Origin of the sequence: Mycobacterium sp. E2327, assembly GCF_001672675.1 — a bacterium.
Classification (GTDB): domain Bacteria; phylum Actinomycetota; class Actinomycetes; order Mycobacteriales; family Mycobacteriaceae; genus Mycobacterium.
This window is the reverse complement of sequence record NZ_LZKE01000093.1, coordinates 13405-37538: the sequence shown is the minus strand read 5'-3', so window position 1 is coordinate 37538 and position 24134 is coordinate 13405. Positions and strand designations below refer to the sequence as shown.

The 24134-nt window shown below is 69.0% G+C and carries 17 protein-coding genes; 3 read left to right on the top strand and 14 right to left on the bottom strand.

Annotated features, from left to right (window positions below; genetic code table 11):
* Nucleotides 1-173: 173 nt before the first annotated feature.
* Nucleotides 174-9830 carry a type I polyketide synthase gene (locus A5712_RS09900; protein WP_068103979.1) on the bottom strand — a complete coding sequence of 3219 codons (9657 nt, stop codon included), beginning with the start codon at nt 9828-9830 and terminating at the stop codon, nt 174-176.
* 107 nt (nt 9831-9937) lie between these two features.
* Complete coding sequence (locus A5712_RS09895; protein WP_068103978.1) at nt 9938-10501, bottom strand: TetR/AcrR family transcriptional regulator; 564 nt, start codon at nt 10499-10501, stop codon at nt 9938-9940.
* Between the two features lie 65 nt (nt 10502-10566).
* Here A5712_RS09895 and A5712_RS09890 point away from each other — a divergent pair, with 65 nt between their 5' ends.
* Complete coding sequence (locus A5712_RS09890; protein ID WP_068103976.1) at nt 10567-10992, top strand: nitroreductase family deazaflavin-dependent oxidoreductase; 426 nt, start codon at nt 10567-10569, stop codon at nt 10990-10992.
* Nucleotides 10993-10995: 3 nt separating this feature from the next.
* On the opposite strand, the gene A5712_RS09885 is transcribed toward A5712_RS09890, so the two are convergent.
* Entirely contained in the window at nt 10996-11244 is a 249-nt protein-coding gene (locus A5712_RS09885; RefSeq protein ID WP_068103974.1) for a hypothetical protein, read from the bottom strand.
* 131 nt (nt 11245-11375) lie between these two features.
* Between A5712_RS09885 and A5712_RS09880 the strand changes: the two genes are divergently transcribed.
* On the top strand, nt 11376-12146 hold the full coding sequence (locus A5712_RS09880) for an enoyl-CoA hydratase (protein ID WP_068103972.1): 771 nt from the start codon (nt 11376-11378) through the stop codon (nt 12144-12146).
* 35 nt (nt 12147-12181) lie between these two features.
* On the opposite strand, the gene A5712_RS30165 is transcribed toward A5712_RS09880, so the two are convergent.
* Entirely contained in the window at nt 12182-12559 is a 378-nt protein-coding gene (locus A5712_RS30165) for a DUF4189 domain-containing protein (protein WP_082973375.1), read from the bottom strand.
* Between the two features lie 262 nt (nt 12560-12821).
* Between A5712_RS30165 and A5712_RS09870 the strand changes: the two genes are divergently transcribed.
* On the top strand, nt 12822-13256 hold the full coding sequence (locus A5712_RS09870; RefSeq protein WP_068103969.1) for a hypothetical protein: 435 nt from the start codon (nt 12822-12824) through the stop codon (nt 13254-13256).
* Here A5712_RS09870 and A5712_RS09865 read toward each other — a convergent pair.
* The 10 genes from A5712_RS09865 to A5712_RS09820 form a co-directional block, all read right to left on the bottom strand.
* The gene (locus tag A5712_RS09865) at nt 13253-14410 is read right to left on the bottom strand and encodes a dihydrolipoamide acetyltransferase family protein (protein ID WP_068103968.1); all 1158 of its coding nucleotides are present in this window, start codon (nt 14408-14410) and stop codon (nt 13253-13255) included. The two genes, A5712_RS09870 and A5712_RS09865, sit on opposite strands and share 4 nt — an antisense overlap.
* Nucleotides 14407-15441, bottom strand: a complete 1035-nt coding sequence (bkdB, locus tag A5712_RS09860) for a 3-methyl-2-oxobutanoate dehydrogenase subunit beta (protein WP_068103967.1) — start codon at nt 15439-15441, stop codon at nt 14407-14409. Before bkdB ends, A5712_RS09865 begins: the two co-directional genes overlap by 4 nt.
* On the bottom strand, nt 15438-16529 hold the full coding sequence (gene pdhA, locus A5712_RS09855; protein WP_068103966.1) for a pyruvate dehydrogenase (acetyl-transferring) E1 component subunit alpha: 1092 nt from the start codon (nt 16527-16529) through the stop codon (nt 15438-15440). The genes bkdB and pdhA overlap by 4 nt, the downstream gene beginning before the upstream one ends.
* A 128-nt stretch (nt 16530-16657) precedes the next feature.
* Complete coding sequence (locus tag A5712_RS09850) at nt 16658-17479, bottom strand: CoA ester lyase (protein ID WP_068103964.1); 822 nt, start codon at nt 17477-17479, stop codon at nt 16658-16660.
* Nucleotides 17479-17973 carry a MaoC family dehydratase gene (locus A5712_RS09845; protein WP_068103962.1) on the bottom strand — a complete coding sequence of 165 codons (495 nt, stop codon included), beginning with the start codon at nt 17971-17973 and terminating at the stop codon, nt 17479-17481. The genes A5712_RS09850 and A5712_RS09845 overlap by 1 nt, the downstream gene beginning before the upstream one ends.
* Nucleotides 17970-19145: an acyl-CoA dehydrogenase family protein gene (locus tag A5712_RS09840; RefSeq protein ID WP_068103960.1), complete on the bottom strand. Its 1176-nt coding sequence runs from the start codon at nt 19143-19145 to the stop codon at nt 17970-17972. Before A5712_RS09840 ends, A5712_RS09845 begins: the two co-directional genes overlap by 4 nt.
* Nucleotides 19142-21112: an acetyl/propionyl/methylcrotonyl-CoA carboxylase subunit alpha gene (locus A5712_RS09835; protein ID WP_068103958.1), complete on the bottom strand. Its 1971-nt coding sequence runs from the start codon at nt 21110-21112 to the stop codon at nt 19142-19144. Before A5712_RS09835 ends, A5712_RS09840 begins: the two co-directional genes overlap by 4 nt.
* A gap of 4 nt (nt 21113-21116) precedes the next feature.
* A complete protein-coding gene (locus tag A5712_RS09830) occupies nt 21117-22703 on the bottom strand; it encodes a carboxyl transferase domain-containing protein (RefSeq protein WP_068103957.1) in 1587 nt (528 codons plus the stop codon).
* Nucleotides 22700-23350: a CoA transferase subunit B gene (locus A5712_RS09825; RefSeq protein ID WP_068103956.1), complete on the bottom strand. Its 651-nt coding sequence runs from the start codon at nt 23348-23350 to the stop codon at nt 22700-22702. The genes A5712_RS09830 and A5712_RS09825 overlap by 4 nt, the downstream gene beginning before the upstream one ends.
* A complete protein-coding gene (locus A5712_RS09820) occupies nt 23347-24093 on the bottom strand; it encodes a CoA transferase subunit A (protein ID WP_068103955.1) in 747 nt (248 codons plus the stop codon). Before A5712_RS09820 ends, A5712_RS09825 begins: the two co-directional genes overlap by 4 nt.
* Between the last annotated feature and the right edge of the window lie 41 nt (nt 24094-24134).

Below are 24134 nucleotides of genomic sequence, written 5' to 3'. Positions count from 1 at the left end.
CATCTTTTGTTAACCATTCCGTTCATAATAAATCACCGCGATTCCGCGGTAAATACCCGATTTTCTGAACCGAGCCGGATCAGCTCAATCACATTGCGGTACAAGGCAACAGAGATTCCGTCGACGCCGAAAGCCGCTACGCTATCGGTTACAACGGCCCCGACGCGCCGCGATTAGCAGTCGATCTCTGCGTTCAGATCGAATTCGGCGAACGTGCGCGACACGCTTTCCCGTAGCTCCTCTTTGGTGTTCGACCGCCCGAGAAGATACGCCGAGATTCGGATGAACATCTTGCCGCGGCCCCGTCCCGAACCCAGGAACAATTGTCCGCCCATGGCCTCGAGCGTGCTTTGCTTCATATCGGGCTCGAGGTTTCTCATGTATGCGTAATCGGCCTCGGTGCCGTCGGGGCGGTTCGCCGACGGGGACAGGTCACCGACGTTGGAGCACGTGACCGGCAGGGTGGAGCCACCCGTCGCCATCCCCGCGACCTTCCTGGCCGCCCATACCGGCGTCAACGCGGCCAGCGGCAGCGGCGCCAGCCACTCGTTGTCGGGGTCCTCCATCGCCTCGAGGATCGTTTGCGTGATCTTGGCTTGCATATCGGCCAGGTCCGTCGCCGCGTGGGTCGGGTCGACCGGAACGTCGACGCTGGTGAGCGCGTTGCCTCGGGTATCGCCTTCGGTCCGCAGCGTCACCATGAATCGGAGGGTGACGGTCCCGTCGTCCTGAACCCGACCCATCCGTACCGCGAGCCGGCACGCGATTCCCGCCACCAGGGAGTTGCTGCTTGCGCCAAGGCTTTTCGCGCGGGCATCCCATTCGGCAAGGTCGACGTATGCCGTGACGGCGGGCACCTCTACCGGCCGGTCGTCGGCCGACCTCCTCGGCGACGGCGGTGCCGCCTTGAACGATGAGTTGAGTTCCTTGCGGTCGCGCCGGGCGCGGCGAGCCACCGCGGTCAACGCGTGCCCTATGTCGGGCAGGTCTTTGACGGTTTGCCGGAGATCCTCACGCACGGCCCGCCCGAGGGTGCGGGATCCCGCGGGGGGATAGCCCAGATCGCGCGTCCTGCCCTCGGCGGCGTCTTCTATCGCCTGGCCGAACGCGATGGCGTCGACGATCGTGTGCGAGGCCACCAGGCTTACCGCGGTGCCGCCGTCCTCGAGCGGAAGCACGCCGAGGTGCCAGGCCGGCCCCCACTCCGGGTCGATGGGCAGGCGGGCCCGCTCGTCGGCCCACGCGTTCACCTGGGCACGCGGACGTGGCGTCGCGGCGAAGTCGATCTCCTCCGGCGGCGGTGCCTGCACCCACCGATCGCGCGCGAATGGCAACGTGGACCGTTCGATTCGGCGCCCCAGCAACCCGCGGCCCAGGTTGCGATGAAAACGCTTTAGCCCCTCGACGTCGACGGCACGGTCGTAGATCCAGGTGACCTGAATCAGGGCGCCGTGCACCGCTCGCAGCGCCAGGAACGCCGCCTGATCCAGGTATGCGAGCCGATTGTCGACGGGCTCGCCACGCGTGCTGACCTGAGCCGCCGGCGCGGCGGGCGCGGCAGCGTCGGTCAGCAGCTCCGCGAGGTGTCCGGCGAGCTTCGCCGGGGTGGGGTGGTCGAAGGCCAGCGTCGCCGGCAGGGCCAGGCCGGTGCGTTGGTTCACCGTGTTGCGCAGTTCCAGGGCCGTCAGGGAGTCGATGCCGAGTTCCTTGAAGGGGATCTCGGGGTCGAGGGCGGCCGGGTCGGGGTGGGCCAGCACGGCGGCGGTGGTGGCGGTGACCATGGCGGTGAGGGTGTCCAGCCGTTGTTGCGGCGTTTGGGTGGCCAGCGTGGCGGCCAGCGTGCGCGGGCTGGCGGTGGCGGCCTGGCGGCGGCTGGTGGTCAGGGCGGACAGGATCGGGTCCAGCGTGCCGTTGCGGGCCTGGCGGGCCAGCGCGGCAATGTTGAACGGGCTGGCCAGCAGGTTGGTCGGCTGACTGCTGAGCGCCGCGTCGAAGAGGGCCAGGCCGTGCTCGTTGGTGATGGGGGTGAGCCCGGTGCTGCTCAGGCGGGTCAGGTCGCTCGTGCTGAGGTGGGCGGTCATCCCGGACGGGGTTTGCCAATAGCCCCAGGCCAGGCTGGTGGCCTGGCGTTGGGTGTGATGCCGGTGGCGGGCCAGCGCGTCCAGGAAGGCGTTGGCGGCCGCGTAGTTGGCCTGCCCGGCGCTGCCCAGGATGCCCGCGGCGGAGGAGAACAGGACGAACGCGGCCAGGTCGCGGTCGGCGGTGAGGTGATGCAGGTGCCAGGCCGCATCGGCCTTGGCGGCCAAGACCGCATCGAGCTGTTCGGGGCTCAAATCGGTCACCAGCGCGTCGTCGAGGACGCCCGCGGTGTGGATCACCGCGGTCAACGGATGGTCGGCGGGGATCGTGTCGAGTGCAGCGGCCACCTCGGCGGGGTTGCTGGTGTCGCACGCGGCGATCGCGACTTGGGCGCCGAGCCCGGTCAGCCGCTCGCGCAGTTCGCCGGCCCCGGGCGCGTCGATTCCGCTGCGAGACAACAGCAATAGATTCTCGACGCCGTAGCGGGTGATCAGATGTTGGGCGAACAGCGCGCCCAGCATCCCGGTGCCGCCCGTGATCAGCACGGTGCCTTGGGGATCTAATACCGCGGGCGGGATCAGCACGATCTTTCCGGTGTGCCGGGCTTGGCTCATGTCGCGGAAGGCTTGCGGCGCGCTCAGCAGGCCGTAGCTCGTGGTGGGCAGCGGCTTGAGGACGCCGGCGGCGAACATGTCGGTCAGGGCCGCCCATGCGGGCTGTAGGGCTTGCGGCGGTTCGCTGGACAGGTCGTAGACCTGATAGTCGACTCCGGGATGGGACGCGGCGATGTCGGCGGCCCGGCGGATGTCGGTCTTGCCGATTTCGACGAAACTGCCTCCGCGGGGCAGCAATTGCAGCGACGCGTCGATGAACTCGCCGGCCAGGCTGTTGAGCACGACGTCCATGCCCTGCCCATCGGTGGCGGCTTTGAAGGTGTCGACGAAGTCCAGCGTGCGCGACGACGCGATGTGGGCGGGGTCGAGCCCCAGCTGGCCCAGCACGTGGTGTTTGTTCGGGTGGGCGGTGGCGAACACCTCGGCACCGAGGTGGCGGGCGATCTGGATGGCGGCCTGACCGACGCCTCCGGCGCCGGCGTGGATGAGCACGCGTTGGCCGGCCGATAGCCCGGCGATGTCGACCAACGCGGCATAGGCGGTGAGAAAAACGATGGGCGCGGATGCGGCCTGGGTGAACGACCATCCGTCCGGGACGGGCACCACCATGCGCTCATCGGCGATCGCGGTGGGCGCGAACGCGTTGTGCGGGAAAAGCCCCATCACCGCATCACCGGGGCGCAGCGATGCGCCCGGGGCCGCGTCGAGGACGACCCCGGCTGCTTCGCTGCCCATTCCGTCATCGGCGATCGCGCCCAAGGCGACGACCACGTCCCGGAAGTTCAGCCCGGCGGCCCGGATCTGCACGCGAATCTGCCCCGGCGCCAGGGCATTTGGCGCATCGGTGGGGAGCAGGGTCAGGTTGGTCAGGTCACCTTTGCCGGTGGTGCCCAACTGCCAGTCGGGAGCATCGGGTGGGGTCAGGGTTGGGATGCGGGCCACGCGGGGGATGTGGGCAACACCGTTGCGCAGGGCCAACTCCGGCTCGCCCGCCGGTCGCGCCGAGACGATGGCCAGCAGGGTGGTGGCGGTGGCCGGGGTCTCGTCGGTGTCGATCAGGATGATGCGGCCGGGGTGCTCGTTTGCAGCGGTGTGGATCAGCGCCCACACCGCGGCGTGCGCCAGATCCGGGACACCGTCATAAGCGCCGATGCTGACCGCATGGCGGGTGACGATCACCAAATGGGCGTTGGCATTGTCGGGACGGGTCAGCCAGCCCTGAAGCTGGGCCAAGGCATGCCGGGTCAGGGCGTGCACCCGCCGAAGTGGATCGGTTTCGGCGAGTTGCGGGAGGGCCCAGATGACCAGCTCCGGGCACGGGGTCATGGTGGCCAGGTCGTCGTGAATTGTGCCGCGGGACAGGCCATTCGGCAACTGCTCGGGTGAATCGGTGCACACCGCCCAGGCCGGTGGTTGGTCCGCGGACACATCGGGCAGGTCGGGCAGGGGCGGCCAGGTCAGCTCGAACATGCTCTCCGAGAGCCCGGCCGTCGAAGCGGGCCGGCCGATCTGATCGGACATGGCGCGCAACGTCACCGCGCCGATGGTGATCACCGCAGCGCCGGTGGGGTCGGTGGCGTGCAGCGTGAACGTGTCCTCGCCGGTTCGAGTGAGGTGCACGTGCAGCTCGGTGGCCGCGGTGGCATGTAGGGCAATCCCGTTGAACGCGTAGGGAAGCCGCGGCGATCCTGAGTCATTTCCGTCCAGCACGGCGGCCAACGGGTGCAGGGCCGCGTCCAGCAGGGCCGGGTGAATGCCGTAGCCGGCGACCTCGGTGCCGGCGGGCAGCGCCACCTCGGCGTAGACGGCGTCGGGTCGGGCCGCATCGGTGCCGATGCTCCGGACCGCCCGGAACGGACCGCCGTAGTTGTAGCCCTGCTGAGCCAGCCGGCCGTAGAAGTCGTCCTGGTCGAGTGCTTCCGCACCCAACCCCGGCGGCGGAGACCCGGCGGCCGGCTGGCGCACGGTGAGCGCGCCGCTGGCGTGCAGCGTCCACGCGGCAGGAAACTGGCCGCCGGCGCGCGAGTGCACGCTGAACGGGCGCCGGCCCAGCTCGTCGAGCGGGTGCACGAGGACCTGCAAATCGGTCGGCGCCTGCTCCGACAACACCAGGGCGGTGTGCAGGATCAGCTCGTCGATCACCGGGGCACCGGCCAGCTCCCCGGCCCGCAGAATCACCTCGATGAACCCCGTCGCCGGGAACAAGATGGTGTCGTTGACCCGGTGCCCGCCCAGCCACTCCTGGGTGGCCGGCGACAGCCGCCCGCTGACCATGATCTGGTCTTCGTCGGCCAATTCGGCGACCGCACCCAGCAAGGGGTGCTCGGCGCGGTCCAGGCCGAGGGCGGCGGCGTCGTCGACCGGCGTGGGGGCGAGCCAGTAGCGGCGGTGGTCGAAGGCGTAGGTGGGCAGCGCGACGGTGCGGGCGTGTGGGTAGAGCGCCTGCCATGAGGGGCTGTGGGCGTGAGTGTGCAACTGCGCCAACGCCATAGCCAGGCTGTCGTGGTCCGGACGTTCCCGGTGCAGCGTGATGACAACCGTCGACTGGGCACGCCCCGGGGTCTGCGCGAGCGTATCGGCCAGCGCGGGCGCCAACACCGGATGCGGGGACAGCTCGACAAACGTGCACTCCCCCGCGGCCAGCCGCTCGGCCACCCGGTCATAAAAGCGCACCGGCTCACGCAGATTGCGATACCAGTAGCCGGCGTCCATCGTGGTGGTGTCCAACGGGTCACCCGAAACCGCCTGTCCCACCGTCGAATACAACGGAATGCGGGACAAGGCCGGGGTGACCTCGCCCAGCTCGGCCAGCAGCCGCTCGCGCACCGCCTCGACCTGAGCGCAGTGCGAGGCGTAATCCACCGCAATCGCCCGGAACTGGATGCCATCGCGCTCACAGGCCCCGCTGAACTGCTCCATCGCGGAAGGCTCGCCGCTGATGATGGTGTGCGACGGGCCGTTGATCGCCGAAATGCTCAACGCCGCCCCCCACGGCCGCAGCAAGGGCTCGAGTTGCTCAGCGCCCAGCAGCACCGAGGCCATCGCACCGGCCCCACACAGTTCGCCCAGCGCCTGGCTGCGCCGCGCCACAATCTGGGCCGCCTCGGGCAGGGAAAACACCCCGGCGATGTACGCCGCGGCGATCTCGCCCTGCGAATGTCCGATCACCGCATCCGCCGTGATGCCGTACGAGGCGAGCACCTCGGCCAACGAGACCATCATCGTAAACAGCACCGGCTGAACCACATCGACACGATCCAGCGCCGGCGCCCCCGACTCCTGCAACAGGACCTCGCGCACCGACCAGCCGGTGAACGGACGCAACGCCTCGTCGCAGTCATCGACCATCGCCGCAAAGACGCGGTGGCGCTCGTAAAGCTCACGCCCCATACCCGGGTACTGGCCGCCCTGGCCGGGCAGGACGAACACGGTCTTGCCGCGGACCTGGGCCAGGTAGTGGTGTTGGGTGAGCTGCGGGTGGGCGTGGCCGTCGCGCAGGGCTAGCAGCGCGCCAAGCAGGTCTTCACGGGCATCGGCGGTGATCACCGCCCGATACGGGTGGTGGGTGCGGGTGGCACCGAGGCTGTAGGCCACATCGGCGAGATCCAGGTCCGGATTAGCGAGCAAGTGTTGGCGCAGCCGGTCGGCCTGCGCGCGCAACGCCGCGGGTGTGCGCGCCGACACCGGCCACACCCGCAGCCCGAAGTCGACACCCTCGGGTTCTTCGGCTGGCTCGACCGGCGCTTCGGGGGCTTGTTGGACGATGACGTGGGCGTTGGTGCCGCTGATCCCGAACGAGGACACCGCCGCGGTGCGGGGATGATCGGCCTGCGGCCACGGTGTCGCCTCGGTCAGCAACCGCACGGTTCCCGCCGACCAATCCACATGCGGGCTGGGGCGATCCACGTTCAGCGTCGGCGGCAAGCTGTCGTGGCGCAGGGCCTCGATCATCTTGATCAGCCCCGCCGCCCCGGCGGCGGCCTGGGTGTGTCCGATATTCGACTTGATCGAGCCCACCCATAATGGGTGATCCGCCGAGCGGGCCGCGCCGTAGGTGGCTATCAGCGCACCGGCCTCGATGGGATCGCCCAACGTGGTGCCGGTGCCGTGCGCCTCGACCACATCGACCTGATCGAGCCCGATGCCCGCGTTGGCCACGGCCTGGGTGATGACGCGTTGTTGGGAGGGTCCGTTCGGGGCCGTCAACCCGTTGGAGGCGCCGTCCTGGTTGATTGCCGATCCTGCGATCACCGCCAGCACCGGGTGGTTATTGCGCCGGGCATCGCTGAGCCGCTCCAACACCAGCACCGCCGCACCCTCACCCCAGCCGGTGCCATCGGCGTTGGCGGAGAACGCCTTACAGCGCCCATCGGCGGCCAGCCCGCGCTGGCGGGCGAACTCGGTGAACACCGACGGCGTGGTCATCACCGTCACCCCACCCGCCAGCGCAAGAGAAGACTCCCCATTGCGCAGCGACTGACACGCCAAATGCGTCGCCACCAACGACGACGAACAGGCGGTGTCGACGGTGATTGCGGGGCCCTGCAACCCGAGCGCATAAGCGATTCGCCCGGACGCCACGCTTGGGGACAGGCCGGTCAGCGCGTAGCCCTCCACGCCCTCCGAGCCGCCCCCGCCGTAGACCTGCGACCACGCGCCGACGAACACGCCGGTCTCGGTACGCACCAACCCGGCCGGGTCAATTCGGGCCGTTTCCAACGCTTCCCAGCACACCTCCAGCAGCTGCCGCTGCTGAGGATCCATGGTTTGGGCCTCTCGGCCCGAGATCCCGAAGAACTCCGCGTCGAACCCGGCCGCGTCCGCCAGGAAGCCTCCGGAGCGGGTGTAGGTCTTGCCCACCGCATCCGGGTCGGGGTCGAACAACTCCCCCAAATTCCAACCCCGGTCGGCCGGAAACGCTCCGACGGCGTCGGTGCCGGTGGCCACCAGATCCCACAACGCCGCCGGCGAATCCACCCCACCGGGGAACCGGCACGCCATGCCCACCACGGCGATCGGCTCGTCCACCGCAACCTGCGACTCCACCGGCGAGGCCGCCGCGACCGGCCCGATCAGCAGCTGGGCCAGGTGGGCGGCCAACTCGTCGGGGGTGGGATAGTCGAACGCCAGCGTCGGCGGCAACGGCAGTTCGGTTTCGCTCTTGAGCCGGTCGAGCAATTCGGTGGCTTTCACCGAGTCAAAACCCAGGTCGCGAAACGCCGACCCGGGGTCGATGTCGTCCGGGCTCGGACGCCCCAACACCGCCGCCGCCTGCGCGCAGACCATCCCCACCAGCAGGTCGTGTTGCTGCTGGCTTAGCGTGCGAACACGTTGGGCCAATCCCGAGTCGGCCCCGGCGTCCGCGGCGGTGTCCTCGACCGCGGGCGGCTTTGACGGGCCGATGTGCGCGTCCAAACGGGTGAATGCGCCCTGCTGATAAAGCTTTGAGCAATCCCGTCGCCTCACCTTGCCGCTTGTGGTGAGGGGAATCGAATGTGGGGGCACCAGAACGAGATCCGCGACGCTCAGTTCGTGCGTCCTCGATATCGCTGCGATGATTTCACGCCGGGTGGCGATCAACCGTTGCGCGTCCTCTTCGGAATCGCCGCCGGGCTTGAGTTCGACGATTGTGACGAGTTTCTCGGGACCGTCATCGTCCGAAACCGCGATCGCCACGCAGCGGCCGCGGGTGATCTCCTGGATCGTCGCCTCGATGTCGTCGGGAGAATGGTTGCGCCCGTAGACGATCAAGAGATCCTTGATCCGGCCGACGATGAACATCTCGCCTTCGGAGTAGAAGCCCAGATCCCCCGTCCGCAGCCACGGCCCTTCCGGTGTGCCGTCCGACGCGCCGACGATAGCTCTGCCGAAGACACGTTCTGTCTCTTCGGGTTTCTGCCAATAGCCAGAGCAGACGTTCTCGCCGGTCGTCCAGATCTCGCCGACCGTTCCCTCCGGGCACTCCATGCTCGTCTCGGGGTCGACGATTCGCACGATCGGCCACTTCGGCATGCCATAACTGACCAGCGGGATACCGGCACCGTCCGCGCACCGCTCGCCACGGCCGGCGGTCATCTGCTCCGAATCGAAGGAGACTGTCACCGGGGGGTGACCCGCCTGGCGGGTCGCCACCACGAGCGTGGCCTCCGCGAGTCCGTAGGAGGGACGCAACGCCTCGGGGCGGAAGTTGAAGCGGGCGAACCGGTCCGCGAATCGCCACAGCGTCGGCGGGTTCACGCGCTCGGCGCCGTTGAGGATGGTGTGCACGCCCCCGAGGTCCAGCCCCGCCAGGTCGTCGTCCGACGTCTTTCGCGTCGCCAATTCGAACGCGATGTTGGGCGCGGCCGAGAAGGCGTGCGGATTGCCGGCCAGCATTTGCATCCACCGCGCCGGGCGCTGCAGGAAGGACGGCGGACTGGTGAGCACGGTGGGAAAGCCCCACAGGACCGGGAAGGCGATACCCAGGATCAGGCCCATGTCATGGAAGAGCGGCAGCCACGACACCACGGTGGTGTCCGACGGCGCCATGCCCCCGTCCGCCTCGTAGTACATGGCCATGATCTGCTCGCAGTTGACCTGAATGTTCTTGTGCGAGACCACAACTCCCGCGGGGGTACGGGTCGACCCGGAGGTGTATTGCAGGTGCGCGATGCTCGTCTGGCCATCGGTGTCCGCGGCGACCGTTTGCCGGGAGTCGAGATCCAGCCGATCGACCTCGACGACCGATGGCGCACCGGGCTCCGACTTCGCGTACTCGGCGATGATGTCCACGGCAGCGGATGTGGTCAGAATGGTCGAAGGTGACGCGTCATGCAGGACGGCGCTGACCCGCTCGTCGCTGGCGCCACCCACCGGCATTGACAGCGGAACCGCGATCTGACCGGCCTGCAGCGCGCCGAGAAAGCCGACGACGTACTCGAGCCCCTGCGGCGCCAGGATGACGGCGCGGTCACCGGTCGACCCGCAGTCTTTCAGTTCCCGTGCGAGGTTCAGCGTGCGGCGATACAGCTGCGACCACGTCAGGCTTTCCGCGACGCCCTCCCAGTCGTTCTCGTAATCGACGTAGGTGAACGCCAGGTCGTTGGGCCGCGAGCTGGCACGCTCCCGCAGGACCTCGGGAATGGAATGCTCAAGCACAGCTTGACGATACCGATGAACGCACGGGGCGTCGGCGAAACCGCCCAGCCCAGAAAAGCGGCTGGCGCGCGGTTGAGCACGTGCGTTTTCGCTTCGGCGCCCGGCTGCTACGCGGGCAGGTGCAGCCTCATGACCTCGATCAGGTGACGTCCGACGTCGTCGAGCGCATCGGTCGACTGCGTCGCGATCGCGAGGATGACGGCGCCTTCGATGGCGGCGACCGTGAGGGTCGCCAGTGAGCGTGCGTTTTCACGATCGGCGCCGGAGCTCACCAGCCGGTCGGCGAGGATCGTCTGCCAGTCACCGAAGGCCTCGCGGGCCGCCTCGGCGGCCGCCGGCGCTTCGGAGCGACCCAGAACGGCTGCCACAATCGGGCAGCCCGCCTGGAGCTGCGTCGCGGTCAGCTGCGCCTTCCACGCGTCGATGAAGGTCTGGACCGCCTCGGCGGGATCGCCGCCGTCGTCCCCCGACCGGATCACCGCCGTCAACTCGTCCCCCGCCAGGCGGGTGGCTTCGGCGACGAGCTCGGCCTTGCCGCCGGGAAAGTTCAGGTAGACGGTCCTGCGGGCGACTCCGCTGTCCTCCAGCAGCGCGTTGAGGCCCGTTCCGGCGACTCCCCGCCGTCGCACCAATCCCGTGACGCTGGCGATGAGAGCATCCCGCGCCGACATATTTCGCCGCCTTTCGTTGCACCTAAGGCTTGAACTATACCAATCGGTCTACTAGCCTCAACGCCATGACGAGCACCAACGAGCAGAAGACGCTGCGAAAGTTCCGCAGGGAACGTGCGATCGGACGCTATCTGCTCAACCCGGCGGTGAAGGGGCTGAGCGCGCTCGGGGTGCGCACCGCCATGGCCGCCGAACTGGAAACCATCGGCCGCAAGACCGGCCAGGCGCGCCGGGTTCCGGTGTCGGCCCAATTCGACGACGACGGCGCGTGGGTTATCTGCCAGCACGGCAGCCGCTCGGGCTGGGGCAAAAACATCGCCGACAACCCGAATGTCCGCCTGCGACAGGGCAATCAGTGGCGCACCGGGGTCGCGACATTCCGGCCGGACGACGACGTCGTCGCGCGCGCCCGCAAGTTCGGACGGCTGGCGGCCAAGATGGTGAAGGCGTTGGAGACGACACCGGTGTCGGTCCGGATCGACTTCACCTAGTTGCTAAGCGCCCGGCGCGTACTGCCAGACCGCGTCGTGGCCCGCCGCCGTCGTCGGGTTGCACCACATCGTGTGCCCGGCGGCATCGCGGGCGGTGGCGTTCCGCACGGAGCATGGGTGGCCCGCGGCCGGCAGGTTGAAGTAGGCGACCGCCATGCCGATAGCGATGATGATCGCGGTGGCGGAAGACACCATCGCCAACCGGAGGAATCCGAGTTTCCTGTTCGCTTTCTTCTCCGCCGTGGTGCGCATGGTGCTCCTCCCGTCTGACGCCGGATCGCTCGTTTCTCGTGAACCGAGCATCGGCGGGAGGGCTTGAGGGATCCTCAATGGATTCTTGGCGGGCGTTTGGGCCGGTGAGCGCGCCAAGTACCGTTATCCGGGTGAGCCAGTCCGACCCCGTCCTGTACAGCGTCGACGCCCGCGTCGCGCTGGTTACCGTCAACGACCCCGATCGGCGCAACGCCTTCACCGACGAGATGTCGGCGCGCCTGCGCGAGGCTGTGGAGCGGGCCGAGGCCGATCCCGACGTGCACGCCGTCGTGGTCACCGGCGCGGGCAAGGCGTTTTGCGCCGGCGCCGACCTCAGCGCCCTGGGCGCCGCCGGCGCAGGTGCGGCGGAGTCGGGGCTGCGGCGCATCTACGACGGCTTCATGGCCGTCGGCAACTGCCGGTTGCCCACAATCGCCGCGGTCAACGGGGCGGCCGTCGGCGCGGGCCTGAACCTGGCCCTGGCCGCCGACGTGCGCATCGCGGGGCCCGGCGCGTTGTTCGACGCCCGTTTCCAAAAGCTCGGCCTCCACCCCGGCGGGGGCGCGACGTGGATGCTGCAACGCGCGGTGGGTCCCCAGGTCGCGCGCGCTGCCCTGTTGTTCGGGATGCGCTTCGACGCCGAATCCGCTGTGCGGCACGGGTTGGCGCTCACCGTCGCCGACGATCCCGTCGCCGCGGCGCTGGAGCTGGCCGCGGGTCCCGCGGCGGCTCCCCGTGACGTGGTGCTGGCGACCAAGGCGACCATGCGCGCCACGATCAACCCGGGATCGGTGGACACCGAGCAGCACGACCTCGCCATGCGCACGGAGCTCGGCCCGCAGGCGTTCTCCATCCAATCGCCGGAATTCGCAAGCAGATTGGCCGCGGCGCGGCGGCGTTAGCCGCCTACCACGTCGTTCGCGTTTCGGCGGGGCCGCTAGCTCGTTGGATCTCCCGCGCAATGGGTGTGGTCTGCCAGAACCGTTCCGCCGGCGGAGTTTGCCACGGCGGCCGCCTCCGCGTCAGCACGTGTGGGACCCCAGCCGCCGAAGTATCTGGTGTGCGCCGGAGGCATGGCAATCGCCACGCACCCCCCCTGCCCGCTGGCCAACAGGCGACAGTCGCTGATCGTACTGCGGCACGCCGACATCACCGTCTTCTCTGCGTCGGATTGGCTGCTTCCCCCAGTGGTGAACTTGATCTTCCCCGTGGAGTCCGAGATCGCCATGGCGATCCACGGGTCGTCGGCATGAGCGAGCGGCGTCGCTGCGAATGCCATGCCGATGGCAATCGCTGCCGCTGCTGGTGTCTTCATGGCGCTCCCCGCCCCTTTTCCGTTGCGCTGCGCCGCAGTGGCGCAGGTAAACGCGAGGAGACGATTCTCCCCCTTCGCCGCCTCCGGCGCGACAGCAGCCAGGCGGCCACCGCGCTGACCTGCGCATTTGTCGCGAGCGGCCGGTTTTCAAATCGCGGCGGGGCGCAACCTGTGATACACCATCAAAAGCGCCCGACGCGCGTGATCGGGTGCAGACGGGAGCGAGAGCATGGCAATCGCACGGGGGTTGGTAGCAACCGCTATGTTCGCCGGTTTAGTCGTCGGCGCGGCCGGCCCGGCGTGGGCTGACACGCCGACCATGGACGGCAGCTATACCGAGACCGCGACACTGCCTTCCGGTGGAACCCTGACCTCCAGCTGGACGGTCAACTCCTGCGGCGACGGGTGCGTCTTCATCAAGGCGGGTGCGGGCGGGAGCCAGGCGCGGTTGGTCGACGGTCAATGGGTGCTCGACACGCTCAACAACATCAGTTGCGCGGACGGTTCATACACGCAATATGGGGCGAGCTCGCACATGACGTGGGACCCGACCACCCTAACCGGAACGGCCCAACACACCTACATCGTGCCGGCCTGCGGCCGACCGCCGGGCTACACCGAGACCGACCAGATAAAGATCGAACAGACCCCCTCGACGTCGGCGACGCCGACGCCGACGCCGACGCCGACGTCCTAGAGGTCGAGCAGGGCGGTCTCGGGCGCCTCGATCAGATCCCTTAGCTCGCAGACGAATTGCGCCACCTGGGCGCCATCGGCGACGCGGTGATCAAACACGCACGTGAGGCTCATCGTCGAGCGGACGACGACTTCGTCGCCGAGAACCACCGGGCGTGGCCTGATCGCTCCCATGCCCAGGATCGCCGCCTCCGGATGGTTGATCACCGGCACGCCGTCGTCCACGCCCAGCGCCCCGAAGTTCGACACCGTGAACGTCGAGCCCAGCAACTGCGCGGGCGTCAGGCTGCCCTCCCGCGCGCCGGCGATCAATTCGGCTGTCCTGCCGGCCAGTTCGCGGGTCGTCTTGTTCTGCGCGTCGGTGATCACCGGGACCAACAGCCCCCGCTCGGTGGCCACGCCGAACCCCAGATGCACGGCTCGATGGACCTGCACCTGCGGGCCTTCGGGCGAGTCGACCCAGGTCGAGTTGAGAATTATGTTGCGGCCCAAGGCGATAACGAGAAGCCGCAGCGTCAGCACGAACGGCGTGATCTCCGGGTGAGCGGGGCGACAACGGTCGCGCAGCCGCAGCAGCGCGCTGCAGTCAACGTCGACGCTGACCGCGGCGGCCGGGATTTCCTTGTGGGACAACGCCATCTTCTCGGCCATCCGGGCCTGCACGCCGCGGACCGGCCGAATGTCGGTCCCCGTCCCGCGGGCGGCCGCCAGGACGTCCGCGCGGGTGATGATCTCACCCGGATCACGCGGAATCGAGGCGAGGTCGACCGCGAGTTCCTTGGCCAGCTTGCGCGCGGGTGGGGCGGCGAGCGGCCGGGCGGCCCGTCGGCTGGCGTCGATGGCCGCGTCGGCGCCGTAGCCGACCAGCGTCGGCGCCGCGGCGTCACCGTTGGTGGCGGCGGGCCCGGTGTCGATGCGGACCAGCACCGCGCCGACCTTGAGCACATCGCCCTCGGCCCCGTTGGTCTCGACGATTCGCCCGGCGTACGGGCTCGGGATTTCCACCTCGGCCTTGGCGGTCTCCACCGAACACAAGACCTGGTTGAGCTCGACCTCGTCGCCGGCGCTGACGTACCAGCACGACACCGTCACCTCTTCCAGCCCCTCGCCGAGGTCGGGAACCCGGAACGGTTTGATGCGCTCGTCGGTGCTCACGGCAGGCCCAGCACGCGCTCGACGCAGTCCAGCAGCCGGTCGGGGCCGGGTAGCCACAGCCCTTCCAACCGGGCCGGCGGATAGGGCGTGTCGAAACCACAGGCGCGCAACACCGGTGCCTCCAGCTCGTAGAACATCTCCTCCTGGATGCGGGCGGCCAGGCCGGCCCCGTAGCCCAGGCTGCGCGGTCCTTCGTGCAACACCACGCAGCGCCCGGTCCGATGGATCGACGCGGCGATCGTGTCGAAGTCCAGCGGGACCAGTGACCGCAGATCGATGACCTCCAGGCTCCAATCGCGTTGGCGCTGGGCGTCTTCCGCGGTGGCCACGGCGGTGCTCACCAGGCTGCCGTAGGTTATGACGGTCACGTCCCGGCCCGGGCGCCGCACCATGGCCTGCCCGATGGGCGGTTCCGGCCGGCTCACGTCCACCAAGTCGCGGCCCTGGTAGCGCCGCTTCGGCTCCAGGTACATCACCGGGTCGGGGCAGGCGATCGCGTGGCGAAGCAGCCAATAGGCGTCGGCCGGGCTAGACGGCACCACCACCTTCAGGCCGGCGGTGTGCGCCCAGTAGGACTCGGTGGAGTCCGAATGATGTTCGGCCGCACCGATTCCGCCGAATGACGGGATCCGGACGGTGACGGGCATGTTGATCTCGCCGCGGGTGCGGGCGCGGTACTTGGCCAGGTGGCTGACCACCTGATCGAACGCCGGGTAGCTGAATCCGTCGAACTGGATCTCCGGCACCGGGACAAATCCGCGCAACGCCAGTCCGATCGCGATGCCGATGATGGCCGACTCCGCCAGTGGCGTATCGAAACACCGCTCCTCGCCGAAGGTTTCGGCGAGCCCTTCGGTCACCCGGAACACCCCGCCTTCGACGGAGACGTCCTCGCCGAACACCAGGACGCGATCATCGGCGACCATCGCATCATGCAGCGCGCGGTTCAGTGCCTGCACCATGGTCAGCTGTTGCGCTCCGGTTGCCGCAGCAAGGGCAGGCAGGCCCGGGGGCTCGGCGAGCTGGGTCATTCGAGCCTCCCCAGTTCGGCCCGCAGCTGTTGGCGCTGCGCCTCCAGCCCGGGCGTGATCTCGGCGTACACCGTGCTGAACACCTCGTCGACGTCGAAGTCGGGCGCGTCGAACACCGCCTGGCGCAGTTCGGACCGCATCCGCTTGCCACGCGCGATGACCCGATCCTCCAAGCGCTGCGACCACAGGCCCTGGCCCTGTAAGTACGTGCGGTAACGCGGGATCGGGTCCAGGGCCTCCCACCGGTCCACTTCGTCCTGGGTCCGATACCGGCTCGGATCGTCGGCGGTGGTGTGCGGGCCGAGCCGGTAGGTGACCGCCTCGATCAGCGTCGGGCCGCCACCGGCTCGCGCCCGGGCGGCCGCCTCGGCCGTCACCGCGTAGCACGCCAGGACGTCGTTGCCGTCCACCCGGATCCCGGGCATTCCGTAGCCAATTGCCTTGTGCGCGATGGAAGGTGCGGCCGTCTGCTTGGAGACCGGAACCGAGATCGCCCACTGGTTGTTCTGCACGTAGAACACGCACGGCGTCGCGAAGACGGCAGCGAAGTTCAACGCCTCGTGCACGTCGCCCTCGCTGGTGGCGCCGTCGCCGAGGAAGGCCACCGTGACCGAATCCTCCCCCAGGCGTTGCGCGGCCATCGCCGCGCCGACAGCGTGCAGCGTCTGCGTGCCGATCGCGATCGACATTGGGGCGCAGCATTTCTTGGTGAAATCGAGGCCGCCGTGCCACGTTCCCCGCCACGCGGCCCCCACGTGCCCGGGCGGGATGCCGCGCACCAGATACGCGCCCAGCTCACGGTATTGCGGAAACAGCCAGTCGGTCTTGCGCAGACACGCCGCGGCGCCGACCTGAGCAGCTTCCTGGCCGCGGCACGACGCGAACAGCGCCAGTTGCCCTTGGCGCTTCAGGTTGACGAATTCGGTGTCGAGCTCGCGGGTGACGACCATCATCTCGTAGAGCCAGCACAGCGTCTCCGGCGGAAGGTCGCGGCCGTAGCGGCGCTCGGCGGTCGGCGTGCCGTCGGCGGCGATGAGCTGGACCGGCTCGAGATCGACGGTCATCGGCTTCTGCGCGAATTCCGTCATACCGCCTCCTTGGCGATCGCCAGCTACGCGAGAGCCTGCGCTCGCCGCGAGACTGGCTTATCCCCCATTATGCGCCCAAATACCAAGACACCGCGTTGATCACGGCTGAGGCGAAAACGTGTCGCGCTTTACTCCGACGCGGACTCGCCCGCCCGCCGCAGCAACATCTCCGCGTGCTTGAGCACCGGCGAGTCGACCATCTGGCCCTCGAACGCGAACACGCCGCGCTCCGAGCGCGCTGCGGCCAACACTCGTCGCGCCCAGTCCAGCTTCTCCTCGCTGGGGCGGTAGGCCTCCCGCACGACGGCGACCTGGCTGGGGTGGATGCAGACGGTCGCGTCGAAACCGACGGCGACGGCGTCGTCGGCCTCGGTCCGCAGGCCCTCGATGTCGCGGATGTCCAAATGGACGGCGTCGAGCGCGATCCGGCCGAACGCGGACGCCGCGAGCAGTGCGGCCGACCGCACATGCCGGGCGACGTCGCGATAGGTGCCGTCGGCCAGCCGGCTGGAGCTGCCGCCGAGGGTGGCGACCAGGTCCTCGGCACCCCACATCACTGCGGCGGTGCCCTCGGCCGCGGCGATTTCGGCGACGAACACCGCGCCGCGCGGCGTCTCGATCAGCGCGACCACCTCGCGCGGCGCCAGCGCGGTCACCTGCGCGGCCGATTCCGTCTTGGAGAGCATCACCGTGGTGTAGGCGGTCTCGGCCAGGGCCTCCAGGTCGCGGGCATACTCGTCGGTGCCGGCGGCGTTGATCCGCACCACGGTGCGCTCGGGGTTCAGCGGGGTTTCCCGTAGTGCCTTGCGGGCGGCGGGCTTGTCGGCTTCGGCCACGCCGTCCTCGAGGTCGAGGATCACGACGTCGGCCGCGGCGGCGGCCTTGGCGAAACGCTCGGGACGGTCGGCCGGGCAGAACAACCAGGCCGGCCCGGCGGCGCGCAGGTCCATCACGACTCCTCTGTGTCTGGCCGCTTTTGTACCAGAGTGGTCCGCACCGCCCGCGCCACGACGTCGCCGTGCTGGTTGCGACCCGTGTGCTCGAGGGTGACGATGCCCTCGCCGGGCCGGCTCTTCGACTCCCGCTTGTCGGTGCACACGGTCTCGGCGTACAGGGTGTCGCCGTGGAAGACGGGCTTGGGGAACGACACCTCGGAGAAGCCGAGGTTGGCGACGATCGTGCCGAGCGTCAACTGCGCCACCGACAGCCCCACCAGCGTGGAGAGGGTGAACATCGAATTCACCAGCCGCTCGCCGCGGAAGCCCGGCTGCTCGGCGGCCCACGCCGCGTCCAGGTGCAGCGACTGGGTGTTCATCGTCAGCGTGGTGAACAACACGTTGTCGGCCTCGGTGACGGTGCGGCCGGGCCGGTGCAGGTAGGTCGTGCCGACCTCGAACTCCTCAAACCACAAGCCCCGCTGGATGATCGACCGGGGTTCCGTCACGACAGCCCCAGCGATCGCGCGATCAGCATCAACTGCACTTCCGTAGTGCCTTCACCGATCTCGAGGATCTTGCTGTCGCGGTAGTGGCGCGCCACCGGATATTCGTTCATGAAGCCGTAGCCGCCGTGGATCTGCGTGGCGTCGCGGGCGTTGTCCATCGCGGCCTCGGAGGAAACCATCTTCGCGATCGCCGCCTCCTTCTTGAAGGGCTTGCCCGCCAACATCTTCGCGGCGGCCTCGTAATACGCGGTGCGGGCGACGTGGGCGCGGGCTTCCATCCGCGCGATCTTGAAGCTGATCGCCTGGTACGAGCCGATCGGCTGGCCGAACGATTGGCGTTCCTTGGCGTACTTGACGCTTTCGTCGACGCAGCCCTGCGCGACGCCGGTCGCCAGCGCGGCGATCGCGATGCGGCCCTCGTCCAGGATGGACAGGAAGTTCGCGTAGCCGGTCCCGCGGGCGCCCAACAGGTTCTCCTCCGGGACGCGGGCGTCGGCGAAGCTCAGCGGGTGGGTGTCCGACGCGTTCCAGCCGACCTTGTTGTAGACCGGTTCGACGGTGAAACCCGGTGTGCCTCTGGGCACGATGATCGTCGAGATCTCCTTCTTGTCGCCCGCGAGCGTTCCGGTGACCGCCGTGACGGTCACCAGCGACGTGATGTCGGTGCCGGAGTTGGTGATGAATTGCTTGCTGCCGTTGATCACCCACTCACCGTCGTCGAGCCGGGCGGTGGTGCGGGTGGCGCCCGCGTCGGAGCCGGCACCCGGCTCGGTCAGCCCGAAACCCGCCAGCGCCCGGCCGGCGGTCAGGTCCGGCAGCCATTTCTGCTTCTGCTCCTCGGTGCCGAACCGGTAGATCGGCATCGCGCCGAGCCCGACGCCGGCCTCCAGCGTGATGGCCACCGACTGGTCGACCTTGCCGAGTTCTTCCAGCGCCAGCGCCAGGGCGAAGTAGTCGCCGCCCATGCCGCCGTACTCCTCCGGGAAGGGCAGTCCGAACAGGCCCATCTCGGCCATCTTGGCGACGACCTCGTACGGGAAGCTGTGTTCCTCATCGTGTTTGGCCGACACCGGCGCGACCACGCTCCGCGCGAAGTCGGCGACGGTGTCGCGAAGGTCCTCGTATTCCTTGGGTAATGTTCCCCCGGAAATCGTAGTAATTGTTGTCGTCATGATCCGTCCTTAATTCGAGCCAGTACCTGATCGACTTTCACCTGATCGCCGACCGACACCAGCAGCTCCGCTCGGCCCGAAACCGGTGCGGGCAGCGAATGTTCCATCTTCATCGCCTCGACGACGACGATCACGTCGCCCTCAGAGACCTCGTCGCCGGAGCTGACCTGCACGGCGATCACGTTGCCGGGCATGGGGCTGACGACCTCGGCCGGCCGCTCGCCCGCCGCGCGGTGAATCTTGTGTTCCTCGGCCTCGCGCAGGTGCCAGGTGCCGCGCTCGTCGGCGATCCACAAGTGCCGGTCGGCCTCGGCCCACCAGTAGTCGCGGCGCCGCCCGGCCAGCGTCGCGCTCATCCGTGCGCCGTCGAGTTCGGCACTGGCCGAGATGATCTCACCGTCGCCGACCTGAACCCGGGCGGCCTCGGGCGTTCCCCACACCGACACCGTCTCGCTGCGCAGCGGGGTGCGCATCGCGGTGCGTACAGGCGCGGCGCCACCGCCGACCCGCCATCCCGTCGGCACCGCCCACGGATTGCCCCGGCCGCGGCGCGCCAGAACCCACTGGCGGTAGAGCCCGCCCGCGGCGAGCACGTCGTCGGGCGCCGGCGCCGGCGCGAAGTCCGCCAGCCGCTCGTCGAGCAGCGCGGTGTCCAGATCACCGGCGCGCACCCGCTCGTCGGCCAGCAGGAAGCGGAGGAATTCGACGTTGGTCTGCACGCCGAGGATCACGGTTTGCCCCAGTGCCCGATCGAGTTTCGCGAGCGCCGCCTCGCGGTCGTCGCCGTGGGCAATCACCTTGCTCAGCATCGGGTCGTAGTCGCTGCCGACCAGCGTGCCGGCCAGCAGCGACGAGTCCACCCGCACGCCGCCGCCCGACGGTTCGGACACCGCCAGCACCTCGCCGCCCGTGGGCAGGAACCCGCGCGCGGGATCCTCCGCGTACACGCGGGCCTCGATCGCGTGTCCACGCAATTCGACGTCGTCCTGGGCGAACCCCAGCTTCTCGCCGGCGGCCACCCGCAGCTGCCACTCCACCAGGTCCAGGCCGGTGACCGCCTCGGTGACCGGATGCTCCACCTGCAGGCGGGTGTTCATCTCCATGAAGAAGAACTCGTCGGGACGATCCGCGGAGACGATGAACTCCACCGTCCCGGCGCCGACGTAATCCACGCTGCGGGCGGTGTTGCAGGCCGCGGCGCCGATGCGGCCCCGCGTCGCGGGATCGAGCAGCGGCGAGGGCGCCTCCTCGATGACCTTCTGGTGGCGCCGCTGCAGGCTGCACTCGCGCTCGCCCAGATGGACCACGTTGCGGTGCGTGTCGGCGAGCACCTGCACCTCGATATGCCTGGGCCGCAACACGAACCGCTCCAGGAACAGCGTGTCATCGCCGAACGAGGACGCGGCCTCCCGCCGCGCACCCACCAGCGCCTCGCGCAGCCGCGCGGGGTCCTCGACCAGCCGCATGCCCTTGCCACCGCCGCCGGCCGACGGCTTGATCAACACCGGATAGCCGATCTCGTCGGCGGCGGCAACGAGCTCGTCATCGGTCAGGCCCGGCTTAGCCACCCCGGGCACCACCGGAACGTCGAAGGCGGCCACGGCGTTCTTCGCGGTGATCTTGTCGCCCATCACCTCGATCGCCCGTGGCGGCGGGCCCAGGAACACCACCCCGGCGCGTTCGCAGGCCGCGGCGAAATGCGCGTTCTCCGACAGGAATCCGTAGCCCGGGTGAATCGCCTGGGCCCCGGTGCGCACCGCGGCGTCGACGACCTTCTCGATGTCCAGGTAGCTTTCGCGGGCCGCGGCGGGGCCCAGGCGCACGGCCGTGTCGGCCTCGAGCACGTGCCGCGCGGCGGCGTCGGGGTCGCTGTAGACGGCGACCGACCGGATGCCAAGCCGGTGCAACGTGCGGATCACCCGCACCGCGATCTCGCCGCGGTTGGCCACTAATACGGTGTCGAACATCGCCTCACATCCGAAATACGCCGTAGGAGACCGGTTCCAGCGGCGCATGGGCGCACGCCGAAAGGGCAAGCCCGAGAATCGTTCTGGTGTCGGCCGGGTCGATGATGCCGTCGTCCCACAATCGCGCCGTCGAGTAGTAGGGGTTGCCCTGGTCCTCGTACTGCGCCCGGATGGGCGCCTTGAACGCCTCCTCGTCGTCGGCCGACCACGGCTTGCCCGCCGCGCTGAGCTGCTCGCCGCGCACCGTCGCCAGCACCGATGCGGCCTGCTCGCCGCCCATCACCGAGATGCGGGCGTTGGGCCACATCCACAGGAAGCGGGGCGAATACGCGCGTCCACACATCGAGTAGTTGCCCGCCCCGTAGGAGCCGCCGATGACGACGGTCAGCTTGGGCACCCTGGCGCAGGCCACGGCGGTAACCATCTTGGCGCCGTGCTTGGCGATGCCGCCGGCCTCGTAGTCGCGGCCGACCATGAAGCCGGCGATGTTCTGCAGAAACAGCAGCGGAATCCTGCGCTTGTCGCACAGCTCGATGAAATGCGCGCCCTTCAAGGCCGATTCGCTGAACAGCACGCCGTTGTTGGCGACGATCCCCACGGGATGGCCCTGGATGCGCGCGAAGGCTGTCACCAGCGTCTTGCCGTAATTGGCCTTGAACTCACTGAATTCGCTGCCGTCGACCAGGCGCACAATCACCTCGTGCACGTCGTAGGGCACGCGGGGATCCGGTGGCACCACGTCGTAGAGCTCCGTCTGCGCGTGCTTGGGCTCGACGGACGGTTGCACCTCCCACTGGGCGGGCTCACGGGGCCCGAACGTGGCCGCGATGTCGCGGACGATCCGCAGCGCGTGCTCGTCGTCGTGGGCGAGGTGGTCGGTGACGCCGGAGACCCGCGAGTGCAGGTCGCCGCCGCCGAGTTCCTCGGCCGAAACGATCTCACCGGTGGCCGCTTTGACCAACGGCGGGCCGCCGAGAAAGATGGTGCCCTGCTCGCGCACGATGACGGCCTCGTCGCTCATCGCCGGCACGTAGGCGCCGCCCGCCGTGCACGACCCCAACACCGCGGCCACCTGCGGAATCCCCTTGGCGCTCATGGTCGCCTGGTTGTAGAAGATCCGGCCGAAGTGCTCGCGGTCGGGAAAGACCTCGTCCTGGCGCGGCAGGAAGGCGCCGCCGGAGTCGACCAGGTAGATGCACGGCAGCCGATTCTGCAACGCGACTTCCTGCGCGCGCAGATGCTTCTTGACCGTCATCGGGTAGTAGGTGCCGCCCTTGACGGTCGCGTCGTTGGCGACGATCACGCACTCGCGCTCGGATACCCGGCCGATCCCGGTGATGATCCCGGCTCCCGGGGACTCGTCGTCGTACATGCCGCCGGCCGCCAGCGGGGCCAGCTCCAAAAATGGGCTGCCGGGGTCGAGCAGGCGGTCCACCCGCTCGCGGGGCAGCAGCTTGCCGCGGCTGACGTGGCGTACCCGCGCGCGTTCGTTGCCGCCCAGCGCGGCGGCGGCCAGCTTGGCGTTCAATTCGGCGACCAGTCGGCGGTGCTCGTCGGCGAACGACGGCGCGGTGGTGACGGCGGTGCTCATGTGGGCCTCCCGGTGGTCGCCGGCATAAGGGGCGGTTCGGTTTTGGCGATCACCTCGTCGACCGAGACCTCGGGGGCGGTCTCGACGAGGTGCAGGCCGTCGTCGTGCACGTCGATGACGGCGAGGTCGGTGATGATGCGGTCGACGCAGCCGACGCCGGTCAGCGGAAGGGTGCACCGCTCAACGACTTTCGGGCTGCCGTCCTTGGCGGTGTGTTCCATCATCACGATCACCTTGCTTGCGCCGTGCACCAGGTCCATCGCGCCGCCCATGCCCTTGACCAGCTTTCCCGGAATCATCCAGTTGGCCAGGTCGCCGGTCGCCGAGACCTGCATGGCGCCGAGCACCGCGACGTCGAGGTGCCCGCCGCGGATGATCCCGAACGAGGTCGAGGAGCCGAAGAACGCCGCACCCGGCATCGTGGTGACCGTTTCCTTGCCCGCGTTGATCAGATCCGCGTCGACGTCGTCGGGCCTGGGATACGGCCCGACCCCGAGTATCCCGTTCTCCGAATGCACGACGACGGTGACTCCCTCGGGGATGTGGTTCGGGATCAGGGTGGGCAGGCTGATGCCGAGGTTGACGTATTGGCCGTCCTCGAATTCGGCGGCCACCCGCGCGGCCAGGCCCTCCCTCGTCCAGCTCATGGGCGCACCGTGACCTTCTCGATCGGCTTGGCGGGATCGGGCACGTGCACGACCCGGTGCACGAAGACGCCCGGGGTGTGCACCGCGGCCGGGTCGATCTCCCCGGGCTCGACGAGGTGTTCGACCTCGGCGATGGTGATCCTGCCGGCCGTCGCGCAATCCGGGTTGAAGTTGGCGGCGGCCGCCCGGTAGACGAGGTTGCCGTGCCGGTCGCCCTGCCACGCGTGCACCAAGGCGAAGTCGGTGCGGATCGCGCGCTCGAGAACGTAGGTGACGCCGTCGAACTCGCGGGTCTCCTTGGGCGGCGCCATCACCGCCACCCCACCCGAAGCGTCGTAGCGCCACGGCAGGCCGCCGTCGGCGACCGGGGTGCCGACCCCTGCGGGCGTGTAGAAGGCCGGGATGCCCATCCCGCCGGCGCGCAGCCGCTCCGCCAGAGTGCCCTGCGGGGTGAGCTCGACCTCGAGCTCACCGGCGAGGAACTGGCGGGCGAACTCCTTGTTGTCGCCGACGTACGACGCGACGGCCCGGCGAATTCGCTTGTGGTGCAACAGCGCTTCCAGGCCGACACCGTAGCCGCCGCAATTGTTGGACACCGTCTCGAGGTCGCGCACGCCGGAGTCGACCAGCGCCGAGATCAGCGCTTCCGGGATGCCGCAGAACCCGAATCCCCCGACCGCCAGGGACGACCCGTCGGTTATGTCGGCGACCGCCTCAGCGGCGGTCGCGACTACCTTGTCCATCGCCGCAGCAGCCTCCTGATTTCAGTTAATCTTCATTAACT